Annotated in this window: 1 pseudogene; it reads right to left on the reverse strand. The window is 67.0% G+C overall.

The window, feature by feature from the left end:
- Nucleotides 1-531 (reverse strand): annotated as a pseudogene (locus JCM19049_RS16510) (low specificity L-threonine aldolase); the annotation flags it as partial.
- Nucleotides 532-715 lie beyond the last annotated feature (184 nt).

Here is a 715-nt window from a genome sequence, read left to right on the forward strand (position 1 = left end):
GCCGTCCAGGCGCACCCGCATGCCTTGGAGTGGGCGTGGGAGGTGATCGCCTCGATCTCCTGCGGGGTGTAGACGGTGCCCAGTTCGGTGGCCTGGGTGATCGACACGGCCAGCGGCTGGGCGCGGTGCTCATCGCCCCAGCCCAGGCCTCGCGGTCGATCAGCTCCGGGGTCAGCTTGCCGTCCTCGGACTCCACCGGCAGCAGTTTCATGCCGCCGATGCGTTCGGGGGCGCCGTTCTCGTCGACGTTGATGTGCGCGGTGCTGGCGCAGATCACCGCACCCCAGCGCGGCAGCAGCGACTGCAGGGCGGTCACGTTCGCCCCGGTGCCGTTGAACACCGGGAAGATCGCGGCCTGGGAGCCGAAGGTTTCGCGGGCCAGTTCATCGAGCTTGGCGGTGTAGTGGTCATCGCCGTAGGCACCTGGTGCCCGCCGTTGGCGCGGGCGATCGCCTCAAGGATTTCGGGATGCACTCCGGAGTAGTTGTCGGAGGCGAATCCGCGCAGGGTGGTGTCGTGGCTGATGCTCATTAGCGGTGCAATCCTTTGCGTTTGAGTCGGTTCTCTCAAAAGACGGCTGTAGCGTGTCCCAATTCTCGTTCCAAGGACACGCTACAGCACGGTGGATGGTTGTGTGGGCGCGGGCAGTGCTAGTCGATCGCCGGCAGGTCCAGCCGCCGGCCGTTCAGCTGCCCGGCGCTGGTGCCCAGCAGCC

It is taken from the genome of Arthrobacter sp. JCM 19049, assembly GCF_001310435.1.